Below are 12,361 nucleotides of genomic sequence, written 5' to 3' on the forward strand. Positions count from 1 at the left end.
CTGTTGGGAAGGTGACGGGTGTCGGGTTGGCGACGTGAGGATGGCGGGCCGGCTCCTAGGGTGCCGCTCGTGACGCTTCCCACCGCCGCGGCGGACCAGGCGTGGATACGCGAGATGGCGACCGGGATCGGGGCGCTGCGCGGCGCCGCGCTCGTCGACACCGTGCTGGCCGCCGTCGCCCGCCGGCTCGACAGCGAGCTGTCCACCTACGCCGAACTCGACCTGGCCACGCTGCGCCTGCCCGACCTCGCCGCCGACCGTCCGGTGGACCGGGCGCTGGTCCACCGGATGCACCACCAGGTGACCGACCATCCGCTGTTCGCGCCGACGGTCCGCCGCTCGCACCGGTACCCGGGGGAGCCGGCGCAGGTGACCGACGTGCTGTCGGAGCGGCAGTGGCGGCAGCACGCGCTCTACCGCGAGGTGCTCGCCCCGCGTGGCATCGGCGCGCACACCGTCACCCTGGTGGTCGCGCCCACCCCGGTGCTGAGCTGGTACCAGTTCAACCGCGACCGCGCCTTCGACGCGCGCGAGATGGACCTGCTCACCCGCCTGCAACCGGCGCTGATCCCGGTGCACCGGCGGGCCTGCCTGCCCGCCGGCGTCGCCCTCCCCGGCGGCGCGACGCTCACCGGGCGGGAGGTGGAGGTGCTCCGCGGCGTCGCCGACGGGCTGACCGTGCCGGCCACCGCCCGCCGACTGGGCCTGGCCGCCGGCACGGTCCGCAAGCACCTGGAACACGTGCACCGCAAGCTGGGCACCTCCGGGCCGGTCGCCACCGTCATGAAGGCGGTCGAACTCGGCATCCTGGAGGTGCCCGGCCGGCGGTCCTAGATGGTGGCGCAGGGCAGCGGCGCGCCCTGGCAGGCCCGGATCAGCGACCCGATCTCGATCTGGCCGACCCGCCGGTCGGCCAGGATCACGTCCACCACGGCCGCGGTGTCGGCGACCGGCAGGTCCACGACCACGTCCGCCTCCTTGACCCGGGGCGTGTCGTGCGCGTTGCGCTTGCTGTCGTACACCCGGACCGCGAGCGGGTCGTCGAGCGCCAGCGTGTCCAGCACCGACCCGGCGGCGTCGCGCACCACGAGCTGGAACGGCCCGCCGGAGTCGCGCAGCGACGAGGGGAAGCCCCGGTCGATCTCCAGCAGGGTCGGGGTGGCGGCCCGCGCCGACACGCGCAGCCCGAGCCGCAGGTGGGTGCCGGTGGTCGGGTTCGCCGGGTCGACGGTCGGCGCCGGCACCACCGGCGCCGCGCCGGCCGCCGTCGGCGCGGCCTGCGAGGCGACCGCCACGGCGCCCAGGAACGGCAGCGCCAGCGCGGCCACCACCAGGGTACGGAGACGTCGGTTCAGCATTGCCCTCTCCCGCATCGTGCGAAGGTCGCCTCGGCGGCCCGGATGTCGTCGGCCCGCTCGACCGAGTTGTCGATCATGACGTCGGCCATCGGGCCGTCGCTGCGCCACCAGCCGGTCGGGGTCACGCCGTCGGTGATCTCGTTGCAGGTGCCCGCGTCCGACCCGCCCCGCCGGCAGTCCGTCAACGAGTGGTAGGTGTTCTTGCCCTCGCCGTACCAGTAGCCGCCGTCGCAGCAGTACTCGTCGCCCTCGTGGTAGGCGCTGTGGTGCAGCTCGTGCCAGCCCACGATCGGTGAGTCGGCGCTGAACACCGAGCCGGAGGCGTTGTCCCGGCAGTTGACGGTGTGCAGCACGCCGTTGGTCTCGGCGAAGCTGACCGGGCTGAACGCGCCGCGCCGGCACAACGCGTCGCCGTCCGGGCTGACCGTCACCTCGACCGGCACGTTCTGCACCCAGATCCCCACCTGCGACCAGTGCGTGCCGATCGAGCTGGGGAACACCCGCGACCGGATGCCCAGCAACTGCCACGCGTTGTCGTCCACCGCGTTGCCGAACTGCCGCGCGCCGTCCAGCGTGGTGGTGTCGTAGCCGGTGCCCGGCGCGTACGCCACGTCGATGCTCTGGTTCAGCGGCCGGGTGTTCACCCGCCCGGTCCCGTCCACCACCGCCGGCACGCTGGCCCGCCACAGCGGCACCAGGGTCACCTCCGGCGTCTGCGACGGCGCCGGCGGGTTCAGGTCGGTGATCCGCCAGTCCGCCGTCGCGGTGCGTGCCTCCGGCACCCCGTCCGCCTCGCTGGCGGTGACCCGGTAGGCGACCGCCGCGCCGGCCAGGATGTCCGCCGGGATCACCGCCTGGCACTCGTCGGTCTGCTCGCAGGTCCTCACCACGCGGGGCGCGAGCGTCACCGGGCGTCCGATCCAGCCGGCCGGGCTCATCTCCACGGTGATCCGGGCCGCCGGCCGGGCGGTGTGGTCGGTGGCGACCACCTTGGCGCGGATCGACGTGCCGGGCACCGCCTGCGGGTTGACCGCCGGGACGCCCGGCTCGGCCAGCGCGTACACCTCCAGGCCGGGCGGCGGGTCGCTGACCGGCACGGTACGGGAGGTGGCCGGGAACGCCCGCCCGTCGTCGGCGGTGCCCTCCAGCGTGAACACGTAGCTGCCGGGCGTGGCCCAGGAGCCGTCGGCGTGCCGGCCGGTCCAGGAGAACGAGATCGGGCCGGCGGCGCGGCGCTGGTCGGCGCTGCGGAACACCTCGACGCCGCCGCGCAGCACCCGCATCCGGAACGTGCCGGCGGCCGTCGCCACCGCGCTCACCACGATCGGGCCGCTACGGTACTGCCAGTTCATGGCCGGCTGGCTGGTCATGCCGGTGAACGCCAGCCCGACCCGCTGGATGACCCGGGCCTGGGTGGTCCGTGCCGAGCCGGCGTCGACCGGATCGACCACCGTGATCGTGTACCCGCCCACGGCCGCGTACGACCCGTCGGACCAGCGGCCGTCCCAGTCGATGTTGAACGCGCCGCCGTAGAACGGCGCCTCGGCCAGCACGATCGACGCCCCGGTCGCCTGCGAGGTGACGGTGAACCGCAGCGCCGACGGCACCGACAGCGATCCGCTGATCATCAGCCGCTCGCCGAGCCGCGGGTCGAACTCGCGCGGCGTGCCGGTCGGCGACGGCGACGAGATGGCGATGCTCGTCGGTCGGGCCGCGACCGTCACCGTGAAGATCGCCCGGGACGGCCCGCCGCTGGTGGTCCACCGGGACACCCCGGCCCGGCCGCCGAGCAGGTTCGTGGTGGCCCAGTCCTTCGCCGTGCCCGGGTTGAGGTCGGCCTGCTCGCGGCTGCCGCCCTCGGTGGAGTCGTCCTCCCACAGCTCGAAGTTGACCCGGAAGTTGCCGGTGACCGACCGCCCGGCGCAGACCGTGCGGGCGCCGACGATGTCCGTGCCGGCGGTCGCCGGCAGCGCCATCTCACAGCGTTGCTGCTGGCCGTCGTCCTGCGTGATGATCGCGACGCCGAACAGCTCCGGCGGGTCGCAGACGACCAGCCAGACCCGGTCCAGGCACTCCGTGGTGTGCATCTCGTCGGCCGTGACGGTGACCGTGGAGCCGTAACTCGCCGCGGCCGGCGCGGCCGGCAGCGCGGCGGCGAACGCCACTCCGACCACCGTGGCCAGTGCCGCGGCCAGCAACGGCCGCAGCCGTCGACGTATCCGTTTCATGGTGCGGTTCCCCCTCGTCCGCCGACGCCCCGGGTGGGGATCGGCGCAGACAACTGTGCGGATCGGGGGCGCCGCGGGCGATACGCGCATGCGCGTATCCGGGACGGTCCCGTCCCGGCCGTGGACGGCGGCCGGGACGGGTCGCGGGGTCAGAAGTCGTCGTCGAACGTGACGCTGCCGGTCACCCCGACCTGGTACGCCGACACCCGCCGCTCGAAGAAGTTCGACAGCTCCTGCACGTCCTGCAACTCCATGAACGCGAACGGGTTGCCGCTGCCGTACGTCGGCGCGAGGCCCAGCGCCGCCAGCCGCCGGTCCGCCACGTGTTGCAGGTACTGCCGCATGTCGGCCGGCGACATCCCGGAGACGCCCTGGTCGAGCAGATCCTCGGCGAACTGCGCCTCGCACTCCACCGCCTCGGCGAGCATGTCCCGGACCTGCCGTTCCAACTCGGCGTCGAACAGCTCCGGCTCCTCGGCGCGGACGGTCTCCACCACGTCGAACGCGAACGCCATGTGCATCGACTCGTCCCGGAACACCCAGTTGGTGCCGGAGGCCAACCCGTTGAGCAGCCCCCGGGACCGCAGGAAGTAGACGTAGGCGAACGCGCCGTAGAAGAACAGCCCCTCGATGCACGCGGCGAAGCAGATGAGGTTGAGCAGGAACGCCCGCCGGTCGGAGCGGGTGCGCAGCTCCCGCAGCTCGTGGATCGAGTCGATCCAGCGGAAGCAGAACTCCGCCTTGCGGGCGATCGACGGGATGTTCTCCACCGCCGCGAACGCGGCGAACCGCTCCCGTTCGTCAGGCACGTACGTGTCCAGCAGGTTCAGGTAGAACTGGACGTGCACCGCCTCCTCGAAGAGCTGGCGGGACAGGTAGAGCCGCCCCTCCGGCGAGTTGACGTGCTGGTAGAGGTTGAGCACCAGGTTGTTGGCGACGATGGTGTCGCCGGTGGCGAAGAACGCGACCAGCCGGGACACCAGGTGCCGCTCGGCCGGCGAGAGCCGCTCCAGGTCGGCCAGGTCGGCGTGCAGGTCCACCTCCTCGACGGTCCAGGTGTTGCGGATGGCGTCGCGGAACCGGTCGAAGAAGTGCGGGTAGCGCATCGGCCGCAGGGTCAGGTCCATGCCCGGGTCGAGCAGCATCGGGCGGGTCTCGGGCATCGTGGTCACTGGCAGGCCTCGCAGCTCTCGGGGTTCTCCAGGGAGCAGGCGAGCGCCTCGTCGTCGCGGGCGGGCACCGGGGTGAGCACCGGCGCCACGGTGGCCTGCTGGATCCGGGTCGCCGGACGCGACCGCAGGTAGTAGGTGGTCTTCAAACCGGACCGCCAGGCGTACCGGTACATCGAGGAGAGCTTGCCGATGGTCGGCGCGCCCATGAACAGGTTCAGCGACTGCGACTGGTCGACGTAGGGCGCCCGCGCGGCGGCCAGGTCGATCAGCGCCCGCTGCGGCAGCTCCCACGCGGTCCGGAACAGCTCCCGCACCTCGGCGGGCAGCTCGGTGACGCCCTGCACCGAGCCCTCGGCCCGCTTGATCCGGTCGCGGACCTGCGCCGTCCACAGCCCACGCGCCTTCAGCTCCCGCACCAGGTACGTGTTGACCTGGAGGAACTCGCCGGACATGGTCTCCCGCTTGAACAGGTTCGACACCTGCGGCTCGACGCACTCGTAGCAGCCGGCGATCGAGGCGATGGTGGCCGTCGGCGCGATGGCCACCAGCAGCGAGTTGCGCAGCCCGTACGCGGCGATCCGGGCCCGCACCGCCGCCCACCTGTCGACCTGGGTCGGCGTCGCGCCCCACAGGTCCGGATGCAGGTCGCCCTTCGCGGCCCGGGTCCGTGGGTACGCCGGATGCGGCCCGAACCGTTCGGCCAGCCCGGCGGAGGTCTCCAGCGCGGTCAGCAGGATCTCCTCCTGCACCCGGGTGGACAGCTCCCGCGCCGCCGGTGAGTCGAACGGCAGGCGCAGCGTGAACAACGCGTCCTGGAGGCCCATCAGCCCGAGCCCGACCGGCCGCCAGCGCGGATTCGACGCCGCCGCCTGCGCGGCCGGGTAGTAGTTGATGTCGATCACCCGGTCCAGGAACACCACCGCGGTGCGCACGGTGGCCCGCAGCTTCTCCCAGTCGACCCCGTCGGCGGTGACGTGCGCGCCGAGGTTCACCGAACCGAGGTTGCACACCGCGGTCTCGGCGTCGTCGTTGACCTCCAGGATCTCGGTGCACAGGTTGGACAGGTGGATGACGTTGCCCGGCTCGCCGGTCTGGTTGGACAGCCGGTTCGCGGCGTCCTTGAACGTCATCCACCCGTTGCCGGTCTGCGCGAGCGTGCGCATCATCCGCCCGTACAGGTCACGGGCCCGGACCGTACGGACCGCCTTCTTCTCGGCCGCCCGGTACGCGGCGTCGAACGCCTCGCCGTACAGGTCGGGCAGTTCCGGCGCGTCGGACGGGTCGATCAGCGACCAGTCCTCGTCCGCCTCGACCCGGCGCATGAACTCGTCCGGGATCCAGTTGGCCAGGTTGAGGTTGTGGGTCCGCCGGGACTCCTCGCCGGTGTTGTCCCGCAGCTCCAGGAACTCCTCCACGTCCGGGTGCCACGGCTCCAGGTAGACGCAGGCCGCGCCCTTGCGCCGGCCGCCCTGGTTCACCGCCGCCACCCCGGCGTCGAGCGTCTTGAGGAACGGCACGATGCCGTTCGACCGCCCGTTCGTGCCCCGGATCAGCGCGCCCCGGCCGCGCACCCGGGACCAGGAGATGCCGATGCCGCCGGAGAACTTCGACAGCTTAGCGACCTGGTGGTAGCGCTCGTAGATGGAGTCCAACTCGTCGCGGGGCGAGTCCACCAGGAAGCACGACGACATCTGGGTGTGCCGGGTGCCCGAGTTGAACAGCGTGGGGGAGCTGGGCAGGTAGGCCAGGCTGGACATCAGCCGGTAGAGACCGACCGCCTCGGCCGGGGTGTGCGACAGCCCGCAGGCCACCCGCAGCAGCCAGTACTGCGGCGTCTCCACCACCAGCCGCGACTCCGGGTGCCGCAACAGGTAACGGTCCGCCACCGTACGCAGTCCGAAGTACTCGAACCGCAGGTCACCGGCCGGGTCCACGGCGTCGTCCAGCTCGTCGGCGTGGCGGGCCACGAACGCGGCGGTGTCGTCACCGACCAGCCCCAGCCCGTGCGCGTACCCGATCGACTCGCTGAAGCGCGTCACCTGCTGCCCACGGACCTCCTCGTCCACGTACGCGGCCAGCAGCCGGGCCGCCAACCGGGAGTACTGCGGCTCCTCGCCGATCAGCTCCGCCGCGGTCTGGATCGACAACCGGTCCAGCTCCGCGGTGCTCGCCCCGTCGTAGAGCCCGCTGATGGTCCGGGTGGCGACCCGCAGCGGATCGACCTCGTCCAGGTCGGCGCCCCAGCGCTCGACCGCCCGGACGATCCGGTTGACGTCGACCGGCTCGGTGTCGCCGTCCCGCTTGCGGACCCGCATCGCCAGCCGGCGCTGCTCCGGCCCGGTGGCACCGGACCGCCTACTCTCCCGCACGACCGTCATGACCTCTCCCTCGCTGTCACCGATGGTCTCGGCCGGCGGGAGAACGCCAACGGGCACGGCACGCAGGACCGGCCCGGCTGCTGGCGTCGGTCGTCCCGCGCGACCGTCGACCGCCGCGCGCGGCGGCGCACGGCGCGCTGGCAGGTCTTCGGACTCGCGGGCGTGACACGAGGTCGCCTACTGGCCGTCGCTTCCCAGGCCGGTGGCCCAGTGCTGATGACGGCGGTCGTTCCCACTCACCGCTGCGGGGCAGTCCCGGACTTCCACCGGGTTCCCTCTTGCCTCGGCCGCGCCTTCCAGACGCCGCCGAACCAGCTGCGGGGACACCATATATGGCGGTTATGCCCGGTAGGCAACACCAGATGTCGCGTCGGGCGTGTCGCCTGCATCTCACCTCTGGGGGTGAAGGCGGGGCCCCTTGTTAACGCCTCCGGTAGAGGAGGGGGCCCCGCCTAACACAGCCGCCCACCGATCGGCTCAGGCCACGAAGGACACCTCGGGGAAGGAGCGGCTCGGGCCGCGCAGCAGGTGACCCCGGTGCCGCAGGTGCAGGTCGAAGAAGGCCAACGGGTACGCCTGTTGGATGCGTACCGCGCGGGCGGGGTCGAGGGTGCCGATCCAGCCGGTCAGCTCCGCGTCGCTCATCCCGATCACCCGGGCCAGTTGCGGCACCAGCCACTGGTTGTCGCCGTACGACTGGTGGAGCGCGCCGGCGGCCTGGACGTTGAGCCGCCAGCCGTGCAGGTGCGACCAGAACTCGGCGACGGCGGGCTCCGCGACGCGGGTGTACTCCGCCGTCATCAGCATGAACGGCCGGTCCAGGCCGGTGGGCCGCGGCTGGGACAGCATCGGGCCGTCTAGGCTCAGCCCGGCGCGTACCCGCTGGTCGGTGCCCATGGTGAGCGCGGTCGCGGTGCCCCCCTTCGACCAGCCGAACATGCCGATCCGGTGCGGGTCCAGCGCCGTGCACAGCCCGGTCGGGAGCGGCCGACGGTCGACGTCCGGGTTGCCGCCGGCGGCGAGGACGGCGATCTGGTCCAGCACGAACCGCACGTCGCGGGTGTAGGTCCAGGGCGTCGCGTCGTAGTCGTCCTCCCGGACGGTCACCCGGCCGTCCGGGAACTCGCTGGGCCCGTCGTACGTGTGGTCCACCGTGACCACCGCGTATCCGTGGCTGGCGAGTTCCTGGACCACGATGGTGGTGTCCGATCGGTGGCTGCCCGCGCCGTGCGAGTAGACCACCACCGGCAGTCGACGGGCGGCGCGTCGCACCGGCGCGCCCTCGTGACCGGCGGTCAGCGGCGCCAGCACCGCGTCGGGGTCGAACCCGGTGGACCCCAGCAGCGCACGTAGCGACGCGGCGGTCATCCACTCGGCGCGGGGGTGCCGCCACACGTCCCGGGCCGGATACCAGACGTTGACCATCAGCTCCCGATACCGTCCCGGCCCGGCGAGGGGCTCCGGTTGCGACCGGTCGACCAGGTGCAGCGCAACGGTGCCGACCGGGTGGGGTCCGGTGGGTGTGGGCAGGGTGAGCCGGGTCGGGCCCGGTTGGGCCGTGGCCGCCGGCGCGCGGCCGGCGACGCCGACCGACGCGCCGGCTCCCACCGCCAACGCTGCCCGGACCAGGGTGCGGCGGGTCATGCCGTGTTCGGGGACGGATGTCTCGGTCATCGGTGATCCTCCTCGGCAGCTTTATTCACTCAGTATATATACCGGGTGTATAGATGCAAGCGCATGCCCTGGTCGACGGCCGGGTGCCGCGCCTACCAGGTGACCGGCAGCCCGATCGGGCCGAGGATGGCGTGCCCCGGCTTCCACGGCACCTCGTCCGGCGGCACCGCGAGGCGCAGGCCGGGCAGTTCCCGCAGCAGCAGGGCGAGCGCGGTGCGGACCTCCAGCGCGCCCAGGTGGGCCCCGATGCAGTAGTGCGCGCCGTGCCCGAAGGACAGGTGCGGCGTGGGCGCGCGGTCGAAGTCCATCCGTTCCGGGTCCGGGAACACCGCCGGGTCGCGGTTGGCGGCGTCGTGCGAGGGGACCACGATGTCGCCCGCCGCCAGTCGGGCGCCGCTGGGCAGCGTCACGTCCGCCATCACCCGCCGCGGCATCTCGTCGCCGTTCGCGGTGGAGTGCAGCCGCTCCAACTCGGCGACCGCCGCGTCCAGCCGCTCGGGGTGCGCGACGAGATACGCCCAGCCGGTGCCGGCCGGCCCGTACGGCTCGGTCTGGAGCACGTGGACGAACGTGGCGATCGAGCTGGCCGTGGTCTCCCAGCCACCCACCACGAGAGAGATCGGCAGCTTGATCTGGACGTCCACCGGCTGGTCGGCGGCGGCGGTCGCGATCCGGCCGAGCAGGTCGTCGCCGGGTCGGCCGCGTCGCTGCTCGAGCTGCTCCCACAGGTAGCCGCCCATCTCCTCGGCGGACCGGGCCGCCTCCTCGCGGCTCAGGTCGCCGGCGCCGAGGAACATGTCGCCCCACCGGCGGAACCGCATCCGGTCGTGGGCCGGCAGGCCGAGCAGGTCGCAGATCACGTCCAGCGCGAACGGGACGGCGAAGTCGCGGACCAGGTCCGCCGGAGCGCCCCGGCCCACCATCGCGGTGAGCCGCTCCTGCGCCGCGGTCCGGACCGCGTCGCGCAGCCCGTCGACGGCCGGCCGGGTGAACGCGTCCTTCACGGTGCCGCGCACCCGGGCGTGCTCGGCCCCGTCCATGCCGAGCATGGTGCCGGACACGTCGACCTCGTCGGCGTACGCGGCGGCGGCCCGGGAGAAGACGTCCTGCCGGCGCAGCACCTCGCGCACGTCGGCGTACCGGCAGATCAGCAGCGCCGGAACCGGTTCGCCGCCGACCCGGCGGACGATGGGCACCACCGGAGAGCCGGCGGCGAACCGGGCGTAGTCGGGGTGCTTGCGCGGGCCGGGCGGCCGGTTGACGCCGTCGGCGTCCTGGTAGAAGGGGTGGGGCAGGCGGGCGTCGATGTCCGTCATCCGTCCACAGTGCCAGTTCGGCCCCGGCGGCGGGGGCCCGCCGTCGGGGCCGGATGACGCCTAGCCGGCCGACCGGCTCGACGCGCGGGCGCGGCCGTACCCGGCGAGGGCGTGGAAGGCGGCCTTGGGTGTCCACGAGCCGTCCGGCAGCACGCGCACGATGCCCCGGGCCGCCAGGTCGAAGTCGTGCTCCGGGTCCCCGGTGGTGGGCAGGTGCCGGTTCGCGAACGTGTAGACGAACGCCGCCTCCACCCCGCCCGCCTCGTAGTCGCGCAGCAGGTCGACGAGGTAGCGGGCCTGGCCCTCCTCGTCGCGCTCCAGCGTCGCGGTGAGCTTCGCCGCCCGGCCGTGCTCGTCGTAGGTCACCGGTTCCGTCGCGCCCGCGACGTCGGCGGCGCCCCGGTACGTGCAGCAGCCGAACTCCGTGGCGGCGTACGGCTTGCCCTGGCCCACCGCCGCCGCGAGGCTCTGCGGAAACGCCGCCGCGTTCGTGGCGTCGCGATAGCCGGCGTCGCTCGCGATGATGTCGAACGGCGTCCAGTCGACGCCTTCGAGCGGGATCGAGGCGTATCCGACCGGGCCGCCGAACCGCTCGCGCACCGCCGGAACCGCGTCGGCGAAGAAGTCGCGCACGGCGGCCCGCGCGGCCGGGACCGCCTCCCGCATCCGCATCGGATCGGTGAACAGCGCCAGTCGCTCGGTCAGGTCGCGGCCGGGCAGGAAGCCCTCGGTGAACATGGAGATCTCGGAGCCGGTGAGGTAGACGACGGTGGCGCCCTCGCGTCGCAGCCGTTCGGCCCGTTCGGCGCCGTCGAGCAGGAACGCCATGAGCCCGGCGCGGTCCAGGCCGTTGGTGAACGGGCAGTACCACACCTCCAGTCCCGTCTCGGCCGCCAGGCGCGCGGTCAGCTCCAGTCGGTCCTGGACGCCGCCGGTGATCCGCACCGCGTCGCAGTGCAGCTCGTCCCGGATGACCCGCAGGTCGCGCCGTACGGTCTCCGGGTCGAAGGGTTCGTGGGTGGTGGACCCGGCGCTGACGAAGCCGGTGTCGTAGTTCATGCCGAAGACGCGCATCTCGCGTTCCTCCCCGTTCGTAAGGTACGCCGCGTACCCTACAGGGTACGTCGAGTACCCTGCAAGCCATGGGTACGAGGCGCCGGGGCGAGGAACTGGAGCGGGCGATCCTGCACGCCGCCGCGGCGGAACTGCGCGAATCCGGATACTCGGGGATGACGATGGACCGGGTCGCCGCCCGTGCCGGCACCAACAAGAACGCCATCTACCGCCGGTGGCCGCACCGGGCGGCGCTGGGCATCGCGGCGTACCGCCACCTGTCCGACGCCGCCATGCCGAGCCCGGACACCGGGACGTTGCGCGGCGACGCGCTGGAGATGCTCCGGCGGGCCAACGAGACGTGGTCCTCGCCGCACGGGACGATCCTGCGCGGCCTGCTCGCCGCCGCGGCCGACGACCCGGAGCTGCTCACCCTGATGCGGGAGCGGTCCGGGGCGGACACCATGGACCGCGCGTGGCTCGGGATGCTGGAACGGGCCGCGGCCCGGGGCGAGGCGCCGGCGGCGGCCGCCCGGCCCCGGGTGGCGACGGCGCCGATGATGCTGCTCCGCGCCGAGTACGCGATGCGCGGCATCCCCTCGGTCCCCGACGAGGTGCTTGTCGAGATCGTGGACGAGGTGTTCCTGCCCCTGGTGCGCGGCCACGGCTGACCCGGCGCTGTCCCCACCGGGGGTGGCCGGCGGCGGGCCGGCGTCACGCGCCGACCCGTCGCGCGGCGCGTGGGTCAGCAGTTGCGCAGCGTCGGGGACTGGTTCAGCAGTTGGCCCCGGCTGGAGGTGAACCGGCGGTACGCCTCGGAGCCGGCGGCGGACGGCCGGAACGCGGCCACCCGGTGACAGTTCTGGAACGCCAGCCGCACCCCGAAGTGACGTTCCAGACCGGCGCGGATCGCGTCGCTGGCCAGCGCGCGCAGCAGTTGCCCGCGCTCGGTCTCGCCCGGCGGCGGGACGACGTTGTCGGTGAAGTCGGCGTCGGACGTCGCCAGGTCGGCGACCACCCGGCTGACGGTCTCCCAGGCGTACGGCAGGGAGTCGCGGACGCAGGCGACGAACGCCTCCTCGTCGACGGGGCCGGACTCGGCGGCGCGGAGCAGGGCGGGCGGCACGGTGAGCGACATGTCTCCTCCACTTCCGGAAACGACAATCGTTTCCATAAAGCTGA

10 protein-coding genes and 1 riboswitch are annotated in these 12,361 nt (G+C 73.1%); of the genes, 2 read left to right on the forward strand and 8 right to left on the reverse strand.

Annotated elements, in window-relative coordinates; genetic code table 11:
• Positions 1-69: 69 nt before the first annotated feature.
• The gene (locus tag ACZ6O5_RS01770; protein ID WP_465974005.1) at positions 70-834 is read left to right on the forward strand and encodes a helix-turn-helix transcriptional regulator; all 765 of its coding nucleotides are present in this window, start codon (positions 70-72) and stop codon (positions 832-834) included.
• On the opposite strand, the gene ACZ6O5_RS01775 is transcribed toward ACZ6O5_RS01770, so the two are convergent.
• From ACZ6O5_RS01775 to ACZ6O5_RS01805, 7 genes are all read right to left on the reverse strand, one after another.
• Positions 831-1,358, reverse strand: a complete 528-nt coding sequence (locus tag ACZ6O5_RS01775; protein ID WP_465974006.1) for a hypothetical protein — start codon at positions 1,356-1,358, stop codon at positions 831-833. The two genes, ACZ6O5_RS01770 and ACZ6O5_RS01775, sit on opposite strands and share 4 nt — an antisense overlap.
• Positions 1,352-3,586, reverse strand: a complete 2,235-nt coding sequence (locus ACZ6O5_RS01780; RefSeq protein ID WP_465974007.1) for a hypothetical protein — start codon at positions 3,584-3,586, stop codon at positions 1,352-1,354. The genes ACZ6O5_RS01775 and ACZ6O5_RS01780 overlap by 7 nt, the downstream gene beginning before the upstream one ends.
• A gap of 149 nt (positions 3,587-3,735) precedes the next feature.
• Positions 3,736-4,749 (reverse strand): ribonucleotide-diphosphate reductase subunit beta, encoded by a 1,014-nt coding sequence (locus ACZ6O5_RS01785; protein WP_465974008.1) that lies wholly within the window; start codon positions 4,747-4,749, stop codon positions 3,736-3,738.
• A gap of 5 nt (positions 4,750-4,754) precedes the next feature.
• Complete coding sequence (locus ACZ6O5_RS01790) at positions 4,755-7,136, reverse strand: ribonucleoside-diphosphate reductase subunit alpha (protein WP_465974009.1); 2,382 nt, start codon at positions 7,134-7,136, stop codon at positions 4,755-4,757.
• 122 nt (positions 7,137-7,258) lie between these two features.
• Positions 7,259-7,467, reverse strand: a riboswitch (cobalamin riboswitch).
• Between the two features lie 146 nt (positions 7,468-7,613).
• Entirely contained in the window at positions 7,614-8,810 is a 1,197-nt protein-coding gene (locus tag ACZ6O5_RS01795; RefSeq protein ID WP_465974010.1) for an alpha/beta hydrolase family protein, read from the reverse strand.
• A 92-nt stretch (positions 8,811-8,902) separates the two neighbouring features.
• Positions 8,903-10,126, reverse strand: a complete 1,224-nt coding sequence (locus ACZ6O5_RS01800) for a cytochrome P450 (RefSeq protein ID WP_465974011.1) — start codon at positions 10,124-10,126, stop codon at positions 8,903-8,905.
• 60 nt (positions 10,127-10,186) lie between these two features.
• Positions 10,187-11,200, reverse strand: a complete 1,014-nt coding sequence (locus tag ACZ6O5_RS01805; protein ID WP_465974012.1) for a hypothetical protein — start codon at positions 11,198-11,200, stop codon at positions 10,187-10,189.
• A 68-nt stretch (positions 11,201-11,268) separates the two neighbouring features.
• Here ACZ6O5_RS01805 and ACZ6O5_RS01810 point away from each other — a divergent pair, with 68 nt between their 5' ends.
• Complete coding sequence (locus tag ACZ6O5_RS01810) at positions 11,269-11,850, forward strand: TetR/AcrR family transcriptional regulator (protein WP_465974013.1); 582 nt, start codon at positions 11,269-11,271, stop codon at positions 11,848-11,850.
• Between the two features lie 74 nt (positions 11,851-11,924).
• Here the strand turns inward: ACZ6O5_RS01810 and ACZ6O5_RS01815 are convergent, their stop codons facing one another.
• Entirely contained in the window at positions 11,925-12,317 is a 393-nt protein-coding gene (locus ACZ6O5_RS01815; RefSeq protein ID WP_431932569.1) for an SCO5389 family protein, read from the reverse strand.
• Positions 12,318-12,361: the final 44 nt, after the last annotated feature.

The sequence above is a fragment of the Micromonospora sp. NPDC049201 genome, assembly GCF_055586805.1.

Excerpts from the sequence above, each read along its gene's own strand:
- ACZ6O5_RS01775 (WP_465974006.1), bottom strand. The coding sequence starts at position 1,358 with ATGCTGAACCGACGTCTCCGTACCCTGGTGGTGGCCGCGCTGGCGCTG.
- ACZ6O5_RS01780 (WP_465974007.1), bottom strand. The coding sequence starts at position 3,586 with ATGAAACGGATACGTCGACGGCTGCGGCCGTTGCTGGCCGCGGCACTG.
- ACZ6O5_RS01785 (WP_465974008.1), bottom strand. The coding sequence starts at position 4,749 with ATGCCCGAGACCCGCCCGATGCTGCTCGACCCGGGCATGGACCTGACC.
- ACZ6O5_RS01790 (WP_465974009.1), bottom strand. The coding sequence starts at position 7,136 with ATGACGGTCGTGCGGGAGAGTAGGCGGTCCGGTGCCACCGGGCCGGAG.
- ACZ6O5_RS01795 (WP_465974010.1), bottom strand. The coding sequence starts at position 8,810 with ATGACCGAGACATCCGTCCCCGAACACGGCATGACCCGCCGCACCCTG.
- ACZ6O5_RS01800 (WP_465974011.1), bottom strand. The coding sequence starts at position 10,126 with ATGACGGACATCGACGCCCGCCTGCCCCACCCCTTCTACCAGGACGCC.
- ACZ6O5_RS01805 (WP_465974012.1), bottom strand. The coding sequence starts at position 11,200 with ATGCGCGTCTTCGGCATGAACTACGACACCGGCTTCGTCAGCGCCGGG.
- ACZ6O5_RS01810 (WP_465974013.1), top strand. The coding sequence starts at position 11,269 with ATGGGTACGAGGCGCCGGGGCGAGGAACTGGAGCGGGCGATCCTGCAC.
- ACZ6O5_RS01815 (WP_431932569.1), bottom strand. The coding sequence starts at position 12,317 with ATGTCGCTCACCGTGCCGCCCGCCCTGCTCCGCGCCGCCGAGTCCGGC.